General features: G+C 69.8%; 18 protein-coding genes. 8 read left to right on the top strand and 10 right to left on the bottom strand.

Annotation, left to right across the window (positions count from 1 at the left end; all coding sequences use genetic code 11):
• Positions 1-12 precede the first annotated feature (12 nt).
• The 5 genes from ACFUCU_RS04020 to ACFUCU_RS04000 all read right to left on the bottom strand — a co-directional run bounded on the left by ACFUCU_RS04020 (position 13) and on the right by ACFUCU_RS04000 (position 5162).
• Positions 13-720, bottom strand: coding sequence for a FadR/GntR family transcriptional regulator (locus ACFUCU_RS04020; RefSeq protein WP_364138367.1), 708 nt, complete (start codon positions 718-720; stop codon positions 13-15).
• Positions 721-794: 74 nt separating this feature from the next.
• A complete protein-coding gene (locus ACFUCU_RS04015; protein WP_377970860.1) occupies positions 795-1778 on the bottom strand; it encodes an L-lactate dehydrogenase in 984 nt (327 codons plus the stop codon).
• 6 nt (positions 1779-1784) lie between these two features.
• A complete protein-coding gene (locus ACFUCU_RS04010; RefSeq protein ID WP_377970859.1) occupies positions 1785-2528 on the bottom strand; it encodes an SDR family oxidoreductase in 744 nt (247 codons plus the stop codon).
• Positions 2529-2642: 114 nt separating this feature from the next.
• A complete protein-coding gene (locus tag ACFUCU_RS04005; RefSeq protein WP_290257256.1) occupies positions 2643-3260 on the bottom strand; it encodes a uracil-DNA glycosylase in 618 nt (205 codons plus the stop codon).
• Positions 3261-3542: 282 nt separating this feature from the next.
• A complete protein-coding gene (locus ACFUCU_RS04000) occupies positions 3543-5162 on the bottom strand; it encodes an HNH endonuclease (protein ID WP_377970858.1) in 1620 nt (539 codons plus the stop codon).
• A 201-nt stretch (positions 5163-5363) separates the two neighbouring features.
• On the opposite strand from ACFUCU_RS04000, the gene ACFUCU_RS03995 reads away from it, so the two are divergent.
• On the top strand, positions 5364-5885 hold the full coding sequence (locus tag ACFUCU_RS03995) for a hypothetical protein (protein WP_377970857.1): 522 nt from the start codon (positions 5364-5366) through the stop codon (positions 5883-5885).
• Here ACFUCU_RS03995 and ACFUCU_RS03990 read toward each other — a convergent pair.
• A complete protein-coding gene (locus ACFUCU_RS03990) occupies positions 5869-7377 on the bottom strand; it encodes an amidohydrolase (RefSeq protein WP_377970855.1) in 1509 nt (502 codons plus the stop codon). The genes ACFUCU_RS03995 and ACFUCU_RS03990 overlap by 17 nt on opposite strands.
• A 408-nt stretch (positions 7378-7785) precedes the next feature.
• Between ACFUCU_RS03990 and ACFUCU_RS03985 the strand changes: the two genes are divergently transcribed.
• The 6 genes from ACFUCU_RS03985 to ACFUCU_RS03960 all read left to right on the top strand — a co-directional run bounded on the left by ACFUCU_RS03985 (position 7786) and on the right by ACFUCU_RS03960 (position 12950).
• On the top strand, positions 7786-8118 hold the full coding sequence (locus ACFUCU_RS03985) for a hypothetical protein (RefSeq protein WP_377970854.1): 333 nt from the start codon (positions 7786-7788) through the stop codon (positions 8116-8118).
• Complete coding sequence (locus tag ACFUCU_RS03980; protein ID WP_377970853.1) at positions 8115-9170, top strand: zinc-dependent alcohol dehydrogenase family protein; 1056 nt, start codon at positions 8115-8117, stop codon at positions 9168-9170. The genes ACFUCU_RS03985 and ACFUCU_RS03980 overlap by 4 nt, the downstream gene beginning before the upstream one ends.
• Entirely contained in the window at positions 9167-9607 is a 441-nt protein-coding gene (locus tag ACFUCU_RS03975) for a flavodoxin domain-containing protein (protein WP_290257262.1), read from the top strand. Before ACFUCU_RS03980 ends, ACFUCU_RS03975 begins: the two co-directional genes overlap by 4 nt.
• Positions 9604-11175, top strand: coding sequence for a DUF4389 domain-containing protein (locus ACFUCU_RS03970; RefSeq protein WP_377970851.1), 1572 nt, complete (start codon positions 9604-9606; stop codon positions 11173-11175). The genes ACFUCU_RS03975 and ACFUCU_RS03970 overlap by 4 nt, the downstream gene beginning before the upstream one ends.
• A gap of 122 nt (positions 11176-11297) precedes the next feature.
• Positions 11298-12017, top strand: coding sequence for an SGNH/GDSL hydrolase family protein (locus ACFUCU_RS03965; protein ID WP_290257264.1), 720 nt, complete (start codon positions 11298-11300; stop codon positions 12015-12017).
• A 51-nt stretch (positions 12018-12068) separates the two neighbouring features.
• On the top strand, positions 12069-12950 hold the full coding sequence (locus tag ACFUCU_RS03960; RefSeq protein WP_377970849.1) for a cytochrome c oxidase assembly protein: 882 nt from the start codon (positions 12069-12071) through the stop codon (positions 12948-12950).
• A gap of 45 nt (positions 12951-12995) precedes the next feature.
• On the opposite strand, the gene ACFUCU_RS03955 is transcribed toward ACFUCU_RS03960, so the two are convergent.
• From ACFUCU_RS03955 to ACFUCU_RS03945, 3 genes are all read right to left on the bottom strand, one after another.
• Positions 12996-13451 (bottom strand): DUF4282 domain-containing protein, encoded by a 456-nt coding sequence (locus tag ACFUCU_RS03955; protein WP_377970848.1) that lies wholly within the window; start codon positions 13449-13451, stop codon positions 12996-12998.
• 163 nt (positions 13452-13614) lie between these two features.
• Entirely contained in the window at positions 13615-14619 is a 1005-nt protein-coding gene (locus ACFUCU_RS03950; protein WP_290257267.1) for an aldo/keto reductase family protein, read from the bottom strand.
• A 40-nt stretch (positions 14620-14659) separates the two neighbouring features.
• A complete protein-coding gene (locus tag ACFUCU_RS03945; RefSeq protein ID WP_377970846.1) occupies positions 14660-15028 on the bottom strand; it encodes a hypothetical protein in 369 nt (122 codons plus the stop codon).
• Positions 15029-15231: 203 nt separating this feature from the next.
• On the opposite strand from ACFUCU_RS03945, the gene ACFUCU_RS03940 reads away from it, so the two are divergent.
• Complete coding sequence (locus ACFUCU_RS03940; RefSeq protein WP_290257269.1) at positions 15232-15630, top strand: YchJ family protein; 399 nt, start codon at positions 15232-15234, stop codon at positions 15628-15630.
• 28 nt (positions 15631-15658) lie between these two features.
• On the opposite strand, the gene ACFUCU_RS03935 is transcribed toward ACFUCU_RS03940, so the two are convergent.
• Positions 15659-16399 carry a hypothetical protein gene (locus ACFUCU_RS03935; RefSeq protein WP_290257319.1) on the bottom strand — a complete coding sequence of 247 codons (741 nt, stop codon included), beginning with the start codon at positions 16397-16399 and terminating at the stop codon, positions 15659-15661.
• Positions 16400-16621 lie beyond the last annotated feature (222 nt).

Below are 16621 nucleotides of genomic sequence, written 5' to 3'. Positions count from 1 at the left end.
GGTGGTGGCCGCTTAGGCGGCGCTGGTGGGGTGCAGGATGGAGGCGAGGGCCTCGCCGACGGCGTGCAGGTGCTGGCTCATGGCCAACCGGGCGGTCGCGGCGTCGCCGGCCTCGATGGCGGCGAGGATCTTCCGGTGTTCATCGTTGGAGGCGTGCTGGCGGTCGGCCACCATGTTCAGGGTTTCCGACTGGGAGGCAAGGGCCTCGCGGATCTCCGCGACGACGTTCTCGAAGACCTTGTTCCGGCTGGCCTTGGCGATCAGGGCGTGGAAGTTCGAGTCCAGCCCCACCCATACCTCGGGATCGTCCTCGCCGGCCATCTCGGCGACGATGTCCCGCATGGTTTCCAGCTCTTCGGCGGAGCGCCGTTCCGCGGCCAGGCCGGCGGCGGGGACCTCGATGTGGGGCCGGGCCTCGGTCAGGTCCAGGGCCGAGTACTGGCCGAGGACCAGGTCCGTGGCCACGCGGTCCGCGACGACGAAGGTACCGCGCCCGGTGCGGGTCACGGTCAGGCCCAGGGCGGTGCAGGAGCGCAGGGCTTCCCGGACCACGGAACGGCTGACGCCGTACTGCTGGGCGAGGGTGGCCTCGGAGCTGAGTTTCGCGCCGACGGGGAGTTTCCCGGATTCGATATCCGAGCGGAGGACGTTGAAGACGGCTTCGGCGGCGCTAAGGCGGGCGAGAGGCTGTCCAGCTGTCCGGCTGTCTGACAGGTTCACACTTCAAATATGGCAGGGGTCACATCGGGCTGTCAATACGCGGGGCCGGATGACGAGGGATCTGCGGCGGGACCCTAGATCCCCAGGGAAGCCAGGCTCTGCCGCAGCGTCTCGGCGCTGTGGTGCAGCGAGGCGATCTCGCCGTCGTCCATGGGCGTCTCCAGCACCGTCCGCACGCCGCCGCGGCCCACGACGCTGGGCAGGGAGAGGGCGACGCCGGTGATGCCGTGCTGGCCGTCCAGCACCGTGGAGACGGGCAAGACCGCGTTCTCGGCGCGGAGCAGGGCCTCGACGATCCGGGCGCCGGAGAGCCCGATCGCGTAGTTCGTGGCGCCCTTCCCGGCGATCACCTTGTAGGCGGCCTGGGTCACCTCGCGGGCGGTGCCGGCGAGGGAGGCGTCGGTGAAGACGCGGGCGCCGTCGACCGTCCACTCCCGGATGGGAACCGGCCCGATTGTGGCGCCGGACCAGACCGGGAACTCGGTGTCCCCGTGTTCGCCCACCATGCTGGCGTGGACGCTGCTGACGGAGACGCCCGCCCGGTGCGCCAGCAGCCACCGCAGCCGGGAGGTGTCCAGCACGGTGCCGGAGGAGAAAATGCGCGACGACGGCAGGCCCGTGATCTTCCGGGCCGCGACCGTGAGCACGTCGCAGGGATTGGTCACCAGGACGTAGACGGCGTCCGGGGCGTGGTCAATGAGCCGGGGCATGAGCCGCTCGAGGATCCGGACGTTGGTTCCGGCGAGGTCCAGCCGGGTCTGGCCCGGCGACTGCTTCGCCCCGGCGGTGATGACCACGACGTCGGCGCCGGCCACCGCGGCGATGTCCCCGCCGCCGTCGACCGTGACGGCCGCGGCCGAAAACTGGGTGCCGTGGGCCAGGTCCAGGACCTCCGCCTCGGCCTTCGCGGCGTTGACGTCGTAAAGCGCGACGTGGCCGGCCGAGCCCCGGATCAGGGCGGCATAGGCCAGCGAGGTGCCGACGCTGCCGGCGCCGACGACGGCGAGTTTGGTGCCGGAGCGCGCTGTGCCGGAGATTGCTGCCGGGGGCGTTGCCATGGGCGGTCAGCCTGCCGGGGTGACGACGGTGCCGGCGGTCTCGCCGCCGTCGATGACGAACTCGGCGCCGGTGACGTAGGAGGACTCGTCGCCGGCCAAATAGACGGCCAGGTCCGCCACCTCCACGGGCTCGCCGATCCGGTGCAGGGCGACGTGCCCGGTGTCGAAGGTCATGCCGTCGGTCATGGGGGTCCGGACGACGCCGGGGTGGATCGAGTTGACCCGGGTGCCATCGCGGCCGAGTTCCAGGGCCGCGGCCTTGGTCAGGCCGCGGACGCCGAACTTGGCGGCGGTGTAGCCCGGAAGGTTCTCGTAGCCGCGGATCCCGGCGATCGAGGAGACGTTAATGATCGAGGAGCTGCCGGACCGGGCGAGGGCCGGGGCGGCTGCCTTGATGCCGTTGAAGACGCCTGTGAGGTTGACGTCGATGATGCGGGCCCACTGCTCGTGCGGGTATTCGTCGATGCGGCCGAAGTTCACGATGCCGGCATTGTTGACCAGGATGCTGAGGCCGCCGAAGGCGGTGACGGCCTGATTTACGGCGGCGTCCCAGTCTTCGGGCCGGGTCACGTCGAGGTGGACGTACCGAAGGCGCTCGCCGAGTTCGGCTGCCAGCGCGGCGCCGTCGTCGTCAAGGACATCCCCGACGACGGCGCTGGCGCCCTCCTCGAGGAAGCGCCGGGCCATGGCCGCGCCGATGCCGCGGGCGCCACCGCTTATCAGGGCCACCTTGCCGTCCAACCGTCCCATCGCGCACCCGCCCTTCCGGCGCCGTCCGGCCGCCACTGTGGACCGGCCGCGCGGCCGGCCCTCCCAGCATGCCCGCCGGGGGCGGGACAGGGGAGGGCCGTTGTGCCCGGGGGATCAGAGGTGCTGGATGCCCGCCCGCTGCATCGCGTCCTTGTAGACCGCGACGTTCTTGGCGAGCAGTTCCTCCTGCTTGGCCGGTGAGACGGCGAAGGCGCGGCCGCCGAGGGCGGTGGCCTTGTAGATCTTGATGCCGCGGTTCTTCAGCGAGGAGTGGTACGTCTTCTCGAAGAGGGTGAGGAAGGAGTGGGCGTCGGCGCCGTGGGCAATGACGGCGGAGGCGCGCTTGTTGATCTTCATGAACTGGCGGAACGGGCGGAGGCCGTCGGTCTTTTCCTGGACGTTGAGCGCCGTGGGAAGGCCGGGGTCGCGGACCCAGGGGTAGGCGTTCCAGGGCATGACGTAGCGGGGGTCGAGTTCCACGGCCTCGTAGATGGACGTGGCGCGCTGGGCGGCCTCATCGTCGTTGAAGTGGGAGAGGAAGCCCGATTCGCAGCCCTTGCCGGGCGAGATATGGAGGCTAACGATCCGGCATTCGTCCTCGTCATGGACGGGATCGATATAGGGGACCACCGAGCCCGGCTTCTTCTCCCTGAGCTCGTCACAGAGCTGGGTGACGGCGGCGATGTTTGGTTCCTGCAGCAGGGTCTTCTTCTCGTCCCAGTCAATCGTCACGATTTCTCCCTCAGCACTTGGCGTCCAGAATCAGGCGTCTCTGTCCACTCTACGCCGCTAGGCTGGGAGCCATTTCCCGGGGCCGGGCAAGAGTCCACGGACCCCTTGGCCCGGGGTTCGACGGCGGCGTACGCTTTAAGTGCCTGCAGGTAACCATCTGATTTTCACGGGCCGTTCAGGGCATTTCGATTCCCGGGCCAGCTCATAGCGAGATCGCGAAGGTACCTGCAGGTTCTGCGTTTAACTTGGGGCATCCCTTTCGCAGAGGTGTCCGACTGTGACCTAACCAGCAAGCTGGGCGTCGGACGGCTCGTTGCAACTCAAGCCGCCACCTTTTTCTTCCGCCCGAGCCGTCGTGCTCTCATTCGATGTCGCTCCGCCCTCAACTCCGGCTCTCCCAGAGACCGGGAATCGTGGGCGTGATCCGACGCGGCCTCCGTTCCCTGTCCTGATCTGCCCCACGCTCCTTTGTCCCGTTGCACTGCCGGGAAGAGGTGGCGCAGTTGAGGTGTAGGTGTGACCGGTGGGGGTGGTGAGTTCCAGGGTGTGGAGGCCAACTTGGAATTTGCCGCCGGGCTTGCCTCCCTGGTTCGCTCCGGGTTCGGCGGCCGGTAGGGCTCTGATTAATCTCGTGGTGGCCCGGTTTCTTGGTCCAGCACGGGTGACCGATTCTGCCCTATCGACCGGCCGGGCCGTCCAGCCGGGGGTTTCTTTGGTGTGGTTGCAGGCTTCGCAGAGTCCGGCGCCGTTAGCTGCCGTGGTGGCTCCGCCCCAGTACCAGGGAACGACGTGGTCCAGGTGCCGGATGGGCGCGTCGCAATAGGGGGTCCGGCAGGTGTAGTCGCGGACTTCGATGAAGCGGCGCAGGCCCGCGGGGAAGAGCCGGGCCCGGGAGTCCATGCCGGTCAGTTCGCCGGTGCCGGGCGCGGTGTAGAGCCGGCGGATCCAGACGGACAAGTCCTCGGCCCCAGTTGCGCCGCCAGACGATTTCCCGGAGAGATTTTCTGGTCGAGACTTTCCGCCTACTCCGGCGATCTTCCCTCCCGACGCCAGGAGCTTCCTGGCCCACCCGGCGGGGACGGTCCCGTAGCCGGCAAGCCTGGCGGGTTCACTGTCCCCGGCGAGGAGGGTCCGGTCGGTCATGACGAGCTGAACCTCAATGCCGGTGATCCCGCCCGGTGTGCCGGTGACCCGTTCGACCAGGGCGTCCGCCATGAGTTGTCCGCGGGTGCTGGGGTCTCCGGTGGCGCGGGCGGTGTCGGCGTGTCGGGTCAGGGCGGCGTAGGCGGCGACTCCGGCGGCGACGGGGAGCAGTGCGGTGAGGTAGCACATGGTGTCGGGGGCCGGTCGGAGAGTGACGGTGCGTTCGGTTTCGGCGTGGGCTGCGCGTTGGGTGACGGAGCGTGGGTCGCGCCGGTAGGCGGCGGCTTTGGCTGCGGAGATGATGGCACGGTCGCCGACGCCGTCGAAGGTGCCGGTGTCGGCGGCGAGTTCCTCATCCACCGCGGCCCGGTCAGCAGAGTCGAGGCAGGCGGTCTCGCGGACCAGGAGCGTGGCCCGCCATTCGTTCAACTGACCTTTTTCGAGGGCGGCCAGGGTGCGCGGCATCTCGGTCACCAGTGCCCGGGCCAGCCCCAGGAGGCGGGAGCCTTTGGCCGGGGATTCCCGCCGCGCCAACGCGATCTCCGCCCCCACCCCGGCGCCGAGCTGGTCCGCGGGCAAGCCCAAGGCGGCTTGTTCCCGCCGCCGGACCAGGTCCAGCGCCACGGCCAGCCTGGCCTGCCGGGCCGAGATCGCCGACTTCCGGTCCTCCAGCGCGCGGAGCTCATCGATGATCGCCGCCGCGTCTCCCAGCAGGTCTGCGGCGACCACATTCTCGAAAAGCTTCCGATTGCCTTCCATGACCCAATTCAACAGCGAGGGTCTGACATTTAAGGGCAGAGCGCGGAGAGATCCCTGGCGGCTTGAGGCATCAGGCAAAATGCCGTCCGGTGGCGCCGTCAGCGGCCCGTGCCCGCCGTCAGCCGTCACCCCGACTGCACCCCAGTCACTCCCACCGTCCATACTGGAACTTGCCGTATCCAAGCACTCCCCGAGGAATCCATGCCCCTGAACAGAGCGTCACTGAAGCGTGACGGCTTCACCGGATTTCGGCCCCTGGGCGAGCTTGAGATCAACCGCATCCCGCAGAAACCCGGCATCTTCGCCGTCCTGCTGCCCGCGGGCGGCCCGGAGGCAGCCGAGCCGCAGTTCCTCGCCAAGAGCACCGCAGGAGTCTTCAAGAAAAAGAACCCCGGCCTCCCGCAGGAAACACTGAAGGCCGAGTGGGTCGATGGCGCCGACATCCTCTACCTGGGCAAGGCCGGCCCCGGCAGCAAGGGCAACCGCGGGCTCCGCCGGCAAATCCAGGAATTCGTCGACTTCGGCCGGGGCAGGCCGCCGGGGCACTGGGACGGCCGCCTCGTCTGGCAGTTGGCCGCCGCGGACCGGCTCATCATCGCCTGGCGCGAACTTCCCGTCGACGAGTTATCCCCGGCCCTGGCGTCCTACCAGGCGGCCTTCGTCGAGGAGTTTGGCCGGCTGCCGTTCGCGAACTTGGTCCAGGCACCTAGCCGCCGAAGCTGAACCGTCCCGCCACCAGCGTCGCGGCCACCGGCATCGCGGCGAATGCGGCGTCGTCCACGGTGAGCGGATCGCCCTCCAGGACGACGACGTCGGCCGGGTCGCCGACGCGGATGCGGCAACGCCCGCGGGCTGAAGCCGCCAGTGCCTCCCGCCGCGTCAGCGCCTGCTCCGGATGCCACGGCTCCCGCCCGTCGCCGCGTGCCCGGGTGGTCGCGGCGGACATCGTTGTCCACGGCTCCAGCGGGGCCACGGGCGCGTCCGAGCCGAGCGCCAGCGTGGCCCCAGCGTCGAGCAGGGACCGCAGCGGGAAGGCCCGGTCCGTCCGACCCGCCCAGTTGGCGTCGGCGGCGTCGCGGTCATCCAGCGCGTGCGCCGGCTGGACACTGGCGGTCAGCCCCAGCTCGCCGAAGCGGGCAAAGTCCTGCCGCCGGACGAACTGGGCGTGTTCGATGCGTCCCTTCACGCCCGCGGCGGCGAAGGCGTTCAGCGCGACCTCGTTGGCGCCATCGCCGATCGCGTGAACCGCGGGCACGAACCCGGTATCGCGGGCACGCCCCAGCAAATCCAGCAGCTCGGACTCGCTCACCGTCAGCAACCCGCGGCCGCCGTGCGGATAGGGGTCCACGCAGTACGCCGTGCGGGTGTTCAGCGATCCATCGATCAGCACCTTCAGGGGCCCGACGCTGAGCAGCCCGGCGCCGCCCGGAACCTGCTGGCCGGTGCGCATCCCCTCCGCCACGGCCCGGTCCAGGTCCTGCGGGTATACGCCCGCCTCCACCCGGAACGAGTCGAACCCGTCGGCGATCCGGCGCAGCCAGGGATCCCGATTCCACACCATCTCGAGGTCCACGATCCCCACGATGCCCTGCGCCGCGGCCGCCGCACCCGCGGAGCGGACCAGCGCGTCCACATCGGAATCCGGCAGGCGGCCCAGCTCACGGGTCAGCGCGAACGCCGGCTCCTCCCGCAGCAGTCCGTCCGGGCCCGGGTTCACCCCGTAGCGCACAGCCGCGGCGGAATTCAGCCAGACGCAGTGCAGGTCGTGGCTGATCAGCGCCACGGGGACACCGCCGGTCGTCCCGTCCAGCAGCTCCAGGCTGGGGGCGTCGGCCCACACGGCGTCCCGGAAGCCGACGCCGACCAGCGTCCGGCCGCCGGAGGATGCGCCGCCGTCGCGCACGCCGCCAACGTGAGCCCCGACGACGGCGGCGGCCTCCCGCGCCGACGCGGCCCCAGAGAGGTCCACCCGCCCCAGCGTCAGCGCCCACTGGTTCATGTGCACGTGCTCGTCCCAAAGCCCGGGAATCACGAAGCGGCCGTCGAACTCCACCCGCCGTGTCCCGGGCGGAACCGTTGCGTGGGACCCCGCGGGGGCGATGGCCGCGACCCGCCCGCCGCTCAGGAGGATGTCACACGGCGTCATATCGTCCGGCTGGTGGACGCCGGTGAGAAGAAGGTCCGGCGCACCGCCGTCGGGGGCTGTTTTAGGCATAGCAGCAAGGCTAAAGGGGTCCCCGGACGGCGGCAATCCACGTAGCAGCAGCCACACAACGCACACCCGTATCAGCACCCGCCGGCGGCGGCAGTCCAAGGGACCTTTGTCCCCTTGCCCGGGCAGAACGGCACCCTCACTCTGGGTATGAGGCGAATCCAGCACGGCAATTTTGGGGAATTGGGGAAGCGCCTGCGAGGAAATTTCGGTCTCGCTATGACCCTGGGGTGAGGAAATGGCAGTTGCACTTTCCAGCTTGGGCAGGAAAGGCAGGAGATCCGCCATGGTGAATGACCGGCAGCAGGAGGCACGGCAGCGGGGACCGGCGACGCCGGGCTTCGCGGGGAGCGATGAGGCGCCATGAGCCCCTTGGGACACGCTCATCACAGCAGCCGCGCGAGGTCCTTTTTGGCGCATCCGTCCCACGGGGACCCGCGCATCAAGGTGGTGCTGAACGCTGACCCGGCGTCCGAGACAGTCCGGGTGGACGTGCGCGGCGTCGTGACGACGACGAACATCCGCGCGCTCTATGTCGTCTGCCGGCGGGTGGTTGCCAAGTTCGTGGGCTTCGAAATCGTCGTGGACCTCGGCCATGCCCGGGTAACCGCGGCCGCCTTCGACGAACTCCGCGAACACGCCCGCCAGTCGATCGTCTCCTCGGGGATCGATGCCTCCGTCACGCCCTGCCGCCTGCGGATTGTCGATCCGCCGGTGGTCCTTCGAGTCAAGGAGTCTGCATGAAAGCCCTCGTCTATGGCGGCCCCGGCAAGAAATCCTGGACCGACGTCCCGGATCCGGTGATCACCAACCCGAGCGACGCGGTCGTCCGGGTGGACACCACCACCATCTGCGGCACGGACCTGCACATCCTCAAGGGCGACGTGCCCGCCGTGACCGAGGGGCGGATCCTGGGCCACGAGGGCGTCGGCACCATCACCGAGGTGGGATCCTCGGTGACCAGCCTCAAGGTGGGGGACCGGGTGATCATCTCCTGCATCAAGTCCTGCGGGCATTGCGCCAATTGCAAGACCGGCCTGTACTCGCACTGCCTCGGAGAGGAGGGGAAGTCCGGGACGGGCTGGGTCTTCGGGCACCTGATCGACGGTACGCAGGCCGAGTTCGTCCGGGTTCCGTACGCGGAGAATTCGCTGCACCTGCTGCCAGAGGGCGTCAGCGACGAGGAAGCCGTGATGCTCTCCGACATCCTGCCCACGGGCTTCGAGATCGGCGTGCAGTACGGCCGGGTCAAGCCGGGGGACACCGTTGCGGTGATCGGGGCCGGGCCGGTGGGCCTCGCGGCGATCGCCACGGCCGGGCTCTATGGCGCGGCCACCATCATCGCCGTCGACCTGGACGCGAACCGGCTGGAGAAGGCCCGGGAATTCGGGGCCACCGACGCCGTCCTCTCCAGCGACGCCGACTGGAAGGACCAGGTCCTGGCCCGCACAGACGGGCTGGGCGTGGACGTGGCGATCGAGGCGGTGGGTGTCCCGGCGACCTTCGGCATGTGCACGGACATCGTCCGTCCCGGCGGCACGGTGGCCAACGTGGGCGTGCACGGCAAGCCCGTGGAACTGCACGTTGAGAACCTCTGGATCCAGAACATCAGCATCAGCATGGGCCTGGTGAACGCCAACACGACGCCGATGCTGCTGAAGCTGGTGGCCCGGCACAAGATCCCCGCGGCCAAGTTCGCCACCCACCGGTTCCGCTTCGACCAGTTCCTGGACGCCTACGACACCTTCGCCCGGGCGGCCGACACCAAGGCGCTGAAGGTGGTGATCAGCGGATGAGGGCCCATGTTGTCTACGACTCCGCCTACGGCAACACCAAGTCGGTGGCCGAAGCCGTGGCCGAGGTCTTCCACGCGGACCCCATCCCGGTCACCGACTTCCGGCCCTCCGACCTCCTGGCCGGAGACCTGCTGGTCCTGGGCAGTCCGATCAACGGCTGGCGCCCCACGCCCAAGGTCACCGAGCTGCTCTCCGGCCTGGGCGACGGCGACCTGGCCGGCGTGAAGGCCGCCGCCTTCGACACCCGGGTGAGGATGTTCATCCACGGCGATGCGGCCAAGAAAATGGCCCAGTCATTGAAGGACCATGGGGCGGACATCATCTCCGAACCCATGCCGTTCTACGTCCGCGGCAGTGAGGGCCCGCTGCGGCCCGGAGAGATCGAAAAGGCGACCCGTTGGGGCCAGTCGCTGCTGGAGGCGGCGGAAAGGCCATGAGGCCCGGGCGGGTAGTCCTGCTGGTCCTCGGCTCGCTTGCCGCGCTGCTGGGCCTGGGCCTGCTCGCCGGGGCCGCCGCGACCGGCTGGGCCAACTACCAGCAGCGCGACGGCGGCTACTTCACCACCCCCACGGAACGGTTCGCGGCGGACGGCTACGCGCTGACGCTTCCCCGGATCAACATCCTGGACGACGGCGGCATGCGCCCCAACGGGACACTTCCCGGGACGGAGGCGACGCCGGGCAGCATCCTGCTGCGCGGTTCGGCCGCGGACCCGGCCCGGCCGGTGTTCATCGGAATCGCCCGCCAGGCCGACGTCGCGGGCTACCTCGCCGGCGTCCCGCACGCCGAGCTCGTCGACGTCCGCTTCTCGCCCTTCCAGGCCGACTACCGCACCGTCGCCGGAACGAAGGCCCCCGGGCGGCCGGCGGAGCAGACCTTCTGGGCCGCCTCCGTCTCCGGGACGGGCAGCCAGGACCTGCGCTGGGACATCCGGCCGGGCAACTGGGCCGTCGTCATCATGAACGCCGACGCGGCGAGCCCGGTGGCCGTGGACCTGAGCGGCGGGGTCCGTTCGGAGCTCCTGCTGCCGATCTTCATCGGCCTGCTGATCGCCGGAGTGGTGCTGCTGGGCGTCGGGGTGCTGCTGATTGTCTTGGGCGCGGCGGGGCTGGGGGCCGCAGGGCCGGGCGGCCCCGGCCCGGGCGGGGTCGGTTCGGGCGGGGGTCCGCCGCCGCCCGGGTATCCCGTGCCGCCGCCACCCTATGGTTACGCGCCGCCGTCGCGCATTTATCCTGCCCGGCTCAGCGGCCACCTGGACCCGCAGCTGTCGCGGTGGCTGTGGCTGGTGAAGTGGTTCCTGGCCATCCCGCACTACGTCGTGCTGTTCTTCCTGTGGTTCGCGCTGGTGGTCACCACGATCGTGGCCGGGTTCGCCATCCTGTTCACCGGCCGGTATCCGCGCTCGCTGTTTGCCTTCAACGTGGGCGTGATCCGCTGGAACTGGCGGGTAGCGTTCTATTCCTACTCGGCGCTGGGCACGGACCGGTACCCGCCCTTCACCCTGGCCCGGACCGACTATCCCGCCGACTTCGACGTCGACTACCCGGAGCGGCTCTCCCGCGGCCTGGTGCTGGTGAAGTCCTGGCTGCTGGCGATTCCGCATCTGCTGATCGTGGGGATCCTGACCGGCACCGTGCGCGGCTGGGGCGGCCGGGAGCGCTACTGGGACGGCACCGAATGGGTGCAGGAGAACGCGGGGATCTCCCTGATCGGGCTGCTGGTGCTCATCGCCGGGGTGGTGCTCCTGTTCACCGGCCGATACTGGCCGGGCCTCTTCGACCTGCTGATGGGGCTCAACCGGTGGGTCTACCGGGTCATCGCCTACGTGGCCCTGCTGAGGGACGAGTATCCGCCGTTCCACCTGGACCTCGGCCCCGCCGATCCCGGCGATCTCCAGCCGGCGCCTGCACCCGGCCCGACCTGGCCGGCGCCGATCCCGCCCGGATCAGTCCCGCCCGCCCCGGTCCCGCCGTCGCCCGGTCCGGTCCCGCCGCCGGCTTCCTGAACCCGTATGCCCAGGGGGTGGCGTCCACAGCGGGCGCGGCTACACTGGCAACAGTCGGCAACGTTGCTGTATCCAGCGTCCCTGCGGGGGCGGACACGGCAGGTTCCAGGCAGGAGGCGATCATGGCAGTCACCTTCTTTTCGCGCGGCGGTCACGGACGGCACGTCGCCGTTGGTATCGCGGCCTGCCTGGTAGCGGCGGCCCTCGCCAGTTCCTCGCAGCCGGCGGTCACAGCGGCACCCGCGGTGCGTGTGGTGGTGGTCGGCGATTCGCTCAGCACCGGCCACGGCACGTCCCCCGATCACGCCTGGCCGGCCCTGATCCGAACGGATCCCGCCCTGTCCGGGTTCCAGGTGATCAATGCCGCGGAAAACGGCAGCGGCTACGTCCGCCCAGGCGATGCCGACGGCACCTTCGGGAGCCAGGTGGACCAGTTCGTCACCCCGGACACCGGCGTCGTGGTGTTCTTTGGTTCAGAGAACGATCTTGGCTACGCCCCCGACGACGTCGGCGAGGCGGCCTCGACGGCGCTGGCCCACGCGGAGGTCGTGGCGCCTTCGGCCAAGCTGATCGTGGTGGGGCCGCCGTCGTACACCACGGACCCCGACCCCGGCCTTCTCGATATCCGGGCCCAGCTCAGGAGCGCCGCGCAGGGTGCCGGCGCCGAGTTCGTGGACCCCATCGCCGAGGGCTGGATCAGCGACGACGTCGAGGACCTGATCGGGCCCGACGGCGACCACCCCACCGTGGCCGGACAGGAATACCTGCTCCAGCACATCGCCGCCGTGATCGAGCACGCCGCGCCGGAACAGAACCCGCAGCCGGGACGCCCGGCCGAATAGCGCCGCCGCCGATCCCGGGGAATTCCTAGGAAACGCCCGTAAGGTGGGCGCGTGCCACCTCTCGACGTCGTTATTTCCGCTTGGCAGGTCGACTGGACCGCGCTGGTCCTCGCGCTGATCGCCGGCACCCTCTACGGCCTGGGACTCCGGGCCGCGGCGGCAAAGGGAGGCCGCTGGCCGCTCTGGCGCACGATCGCCTTCTATCTCCTGGGCCTCGGCTCATTCCTGCTGCTGACCTGCGGATTCACGGGCGTCTACAGCGCCGGGCTGCGGTGGGCGTTTACGGTCAAGATCACGCTGCTGCTCTTCGTCGTCCCGCTCCTGATCGGCCTCGGAAAACCCATCGGACTGGCCCGCGCCGCCTTGTCGGAGCGCGGCGCCGGACGCCTGGACTTCGTGCTGGGCCACCGCATGGTCCGCTTCGTCAGCAATTCCCTGGTGGCCCCGCTGCTGGGCCTGGCGCTCTTCTCGACGTTCCTGACCCCGGCGTTCTATGTGCTGCGGGCCAACCCGCTGGCGGAGGCCCTGCTGACCGTGGTCATCCCGCTGTTGGGCCTGCTTATGGCGCTGCCCATCATCGAGGAAGCCGACTTCCACCGCTCCAGCGCCTTCATCACGCTGGAGTTCGTCTTCGTCTTCATCGAGTTGCTGGTGGACGCCGTCCCCGGCATCCTGCTCCGGCTGAACGGTCAGGTGCTGGACCTGATGACGGCGCGGCAGGCCGGCCCCGGCTGGTTCCCCGACGCGCTCCGGGACCAGCAACTGGCCGGGGACGCGCTCTGGTTCATCTGCGAGGCCGTGGACCTGCCACTGATCATCCTGATGTTCATGCGGTTCTCCCGCACGGACAAGCGCGAGGCGCGGAGCTTCGACGACCTGACGGACAGCGAACTGGAAGCCCTCAACGCCGAACACCTGCGCCGGGGCCGCTAGGCCCGTACTGCCGCGCGGCTGCCGCGCCGGGCCGCGTCCGCCGGGTTACAGTGCCGGCGGGGCTGGAGGCTGCCCGTAGCCCGGGTATTGCTGTGGTTGCTGCGGTGCCGGGTACTGCTGGGGCTGCTGCTGCGCCGGGTACTGGCCGCCATGGGTCTCCCAGGACTGCGGACCCACCGGGCCGTGCTGCTGCGGGCCCAGGTGGGCGCCCGGAGGAGTACCGCCCTGCATCCGGATCAGTTCCGCGGTGTTCTCCGCGGTCCGGATGCCGGCCACCAGGGACTCGAGCCCGATCCGGGCCAGGGCCAGGTAGATGATCACGATGAGCGGGCCGATCACCAGCAGCACCAGCACCCCGAGGACCGGGTTCCGGCTGGCGAAGGCCGAGATGACGAAGAAGAGGTACATCACGCCGAGGGCGATCATGATCAGGATGTAGACGATCCTGGCGATCGACGGCGCGACGAACCGGGTGAAGGAAAAATCGAAGAGGTTCTTCATTGGCTCCCCCAAGGAGTGGCCCGCCGCCTGCGGGGCGGGATCGTGTCGGTTGTGCAGAGCCTAACCGAAACACGCTCCCGCCACCGCAAGGCGGCCCGGCGCGCCAGCCCCGGGTCGTGCCGGCCCCGCCGCGCCACCCCCCGAGCGGGGTGAACAGCCCCCGTCAGGCCTCGCGCGACGCCGGGGACTTGGTCTGCGCCGGATCGCGCTCGGCCAGCGAACCGATGGCCGCATCGATCTTGTCCATGATGCCCTGGTCCAGCTTCACGCCGGCCGCAGCGACGTTCTTCTCGATCTGTTCGGGGCGGGAAGCGCCCATGATGGCGGAGGCGACGTTCTTGTTCTGCAGCACCCAGGCGATGCTCAGCTGCGCCATGGTCAGCCCGGCCTCGTCGGCGATGGGCTTGAGTTGCTGCACCCCGGTGAGCACCTCGTCGGACATCCAGCGCTCGATCATCCGCGCGCCACCCTTGGAATCGGTGGCGCGGCTGCCCTCCGGCGCGGGCTTGCCCGGGTGGTACTTGCCGCTGAGCACGCCCTGGGCCATGGGGGACCAGACGATCTGGGACAGGCCGAGCTCTTCGGACGTGGGGACCACCTCTGCCTCGATGACGCGCCAGAGCATGGAGTACTGCGGCTGGTTGGAGATCAGCTGGAAGCCGAGCTCCTTGGCTAGGGCGTGGCCGTCGCGGATCTGCTGCGCGGTCCATTCGCTCACGCCGATGTACAGCGCCTTGCCCTGCCGGACGATGTCGGCGAAGGCCTGCATGGTCTCTTCCAGCGGGGTCTCGAAGTCGTACCGGTGGGCCTGGTAGAGGTCAACGTAGTCGGTCTGCAGCCGGGACAGGGAGCCGTTAATGGACTCCATGATGTGCTTGCGGGACAGCCCCAGATCGTTGTGGCCCTTGGGGCCGGTGGGGCCGAAGACCTTGGTGAAGATTTCCAGGGATTCGCGCCGCTCGCCCTTGAGCGCCTCGCCGAGGACGGTCTCGGCGGCGGTGTTGGCGTAGACGTCGGCCGTGTCGAAGGTGCTGATTCCGGCGTCGAGCGCCGCCCGCACGCACTGGGTGGCGACGTCGTTTTCCACCTGCGAGCCGTGGGTGAGCCAGTTGCCGAAGGTGATTTCCGAGATCTTGAAGCCGCTGTGGCCGAGGTATCTGAATTCCATGGGTCCCAACGTAGCCCAGATACCCGGGCCCGGTAAGGGCTCAGCTGGCCTTGCGCTCCGGGTGGCCGGCGGCGGGGAGCTCGCGGACGGAGACGGTGACCTCGGGTGCCGCGGCCGCCTCGGCCCGTGCTCGGGCCCGGGCATCGGCGCGTTCGACGGCGGCCGCCCATTCCGGGGAAATCTGTGGTTCCTTGCGGGCCGGCTTCAGTTTCGGGCTGATTTTCGGTACGCGGGGCGCGCCGGCGCGGCGCCCGAAGAGGGCCATGCCCAGCGTGGCGATGAGCCTGCCGAGGCCGGCGAGCAGGAGGGTGATGACGAAGGCCGCCGCGACGCCGACGAACATGACGACGCCGATCACGAGGGTGCCGGCGTAGGTCAGATTCATGGCGGTGGTCGTCGGGTCTTCCACGTCGCCTCTCCCTTCCAAGCCTGCTGCGGGCCGTTCCCGGCCACCGTTAACCTTACGGAGAATCGGCCGCCGACGCGCCGGGAAACGTCGGCGGATCCAGGATGTGTCCAAGCCGATACTTTCGGTCCCTCGGTGGCGCGGCAGCGGCATATAGTCGGTGTCAGCTCCGGACCACGAGGGATCGGGCGAGGAAAGGGAATCACGTGCAGCAGTCAGGGTTCGAGGGCCGGTGCCCGTGCCTCTCCGGTGAGCAGTACGGGCAGTGCTGCGGCCGGTACCACCGCGGGGAAGCGGAGGCACCGACCGCCGAGCAGCTGATGCGGTCCCGGTACAGCGCGTTCGTGGTCCTGGATCCGGACTACCTGCTCCGCACCTGGCACCCGGAGACCCGGCCGGCGGAGCTGGACCTGGATCCGGAGATCCAGTGGCGGCGGCTGGACATCCTCGCAACCCACCGCGGCGGTCCCCTGGACAGCGAGGGAACGGTCGAGTTCGCGGCCCATTACCGGGTGGGCGGGGAGCGCGGCGTCCAGCGCGAGACCAGCCGGTTCCGCCGGCTGGACCGGCGCTGGTACTACCTCGACGGCGTCGAAGGCCGCTAGCGGTGCCGTTCCCCGAAGGGGGCTGGAGCTAGCGCTCCACGACCGTTTCCACCGGGGTGAAGCCCGCGCGGTCCACCTTGCGGTGGAAGCGCATGCCCGCGAGGCCGCCCAGCATGGCGCCGACCAGGGCCACGACGGCCACCACGACGGCGGCGATCACGCTGGTGGTGGTGAGGTCGCCCTCGTTGACCGGGATGCGCGGGAAGCTGTTCAGGTTGGCCAGGACGTCGAACTTCTGGCCGGCGGTCATGGCCAGGATGGCGACGACGACGGCGGCGATCAGCGCCCAGATCCACACCATGAGGCCCTGCCGCGCGCCATTGAACCGCGCCATCCGGCCGGCCACGTACCCGCCGCAGTAGTACGACAGGAACAGGATCACCAGAAGGGTGATGATCCCGGCGAGGCCCACGGTCTGGTTGCCGGAGGCCTGGTTCACGGCATCGTTCACGTTGGTGTTGGTGGCGAGGCCGACGGCGGTGCCGGCGGCGGCCACCAGTGCGGTCAGGATCACGGCCATGCCGGTGGCGGCGAGCCAGCCGAAGAAGGCGGAGCCGACCTTGATGCCGCCGAACTGTTCCTTTTCACGGGCCACGACCGTTTCGCGGGTGGGGACCTCCTCGACGACGGTCTCCCGGTCCAGTCGGTCGGGGCGGTCCAGGCCGTCCTGGCGGGGGTCGCGCGAGCCGTGGATGGGCCGGTTGTCGTGGTGGTCCCGGGCGGCCGTTGCGGCGGCGGCACCCGTTGCGGCGCCGGCGGCGGCGGGCATGGCGCGGGTCTCGGTGGAGTGGCCGGCCCTGTCTTCCGCCCGGAGTTCACGGTTCTCGGCGCGCGTCTCGGCTGCGGCCGCGGCGGGAGTCTCCGCGCGGTGCTCGGCGTGGTGGCCGGCGTGCTCTTCGGCGGGCCGGACGGTCTCGGTCCCGGCGGGGCGGACGGGCTCGGCGCTGTCCTGCCGGGCGTCGTGGATCCGGGCGTCGCGGCCCGGTTCGAC

This window comes from Arthrobacter sp. NPDC057259 (genome assembly GCF_042668995.1).
In the GTDB taxonomy this organism is placed as follows: Bacteria; Actinomycetota; Actinomycetes; order Actinomycetales; family Micrococcaceae; genus Arthrobacter.
The sequence above is the reverse complement of the archived record's forward strand: the minus strand, read 5'-3'. Positions and strand labels throughout refer to the sequence as shown.

Coding starts and splice junctions, on each gene's coding strand:
- ACFUCU_RS03965 (WP_290257264.1), top strand. CDS start 11,298: ATGGCAGTCACCTTCTTTTCGCGCGGCGGTCACGGACGGCACGTCGCC.
- ACFUCU_RS03980 (WP_377970853.1), top strand. CDS start 8,115: ATGAAAGCCCTCGTCTATGGCGGCCCCGGCAAGAAATCCTGGACCGAC.
- ACFUCU_RS03935 (WP_290257319.1), bottom strand. CDS start 16,399: ATGCCCGCCGCCGCCGGCGCCGCAACGGGTGCCGCCGCCGCAACGGCC.
- ACFUCU_RS03995 (WP_377970857.1), top strand. CDS start 5,364: ATGCCCCTGAACAGAGCGTCACTGAAGCGTGACGGCTTCACCGGATTT.
- ACFUCU_RS03990 (WP_377970855.1), bottom strand. CDS start 7,377: ATGCCTAAAACAGCCCCCGACGGCGGTGCGCCGGACCTTCTTCTCACC.
- ACFUCU_RS04010 (WP_377970859.1), bottom strand. CDS start 2,528: ATGGGACGGTTGGACGGCAAGGTGGCCCTGATAAGCGGTGGCGCCCGC.
- ACFUCU_RS04015 (WP_377970860.1), bottom strand. CDS start 1,778: ATGGCAACGCCCCCGGCAGCAATCTCCGGCACAGCGCGCTCCGGCACC.
- ACFUCU_RS04000 (WP_377970858.1), bottom strand. CDS start 5,162: ATGGAAGGCAATCGGAAGCTTTTCGAGAATGTGGTCGCCGCAGACCTG.
- ACFUCU_RS03950 (WP_290257267.1), bottom strand. CDS start 14,619: ATGGAATTCAGATACCTCGGCCACAGCGGCTTCAAGATCTCGGAAATC.
- ACFUCU_RS03955 (WP_377970848.1), bottom strand. CDS start 13,451: ATGAAGAACCTCTTCGATTTTTCCTTCACCCGGTTCGTCGCGCCGTCG.
- ACFUCU_RS03975 (WP_290257262.1), top strand. CDS start 9,167: ATGAGGGCCCATGTTGTCTACGACTCCGCCTACGGCAACACCAAGTCG.
- ACFUCU_RS03970 (WP_377970851.1), top strand. CDS start 9,604: ATGAGGCCCGGGCGGGTAGTCCTGCTGGTCCTCGGCTCGCTTGCCGCG.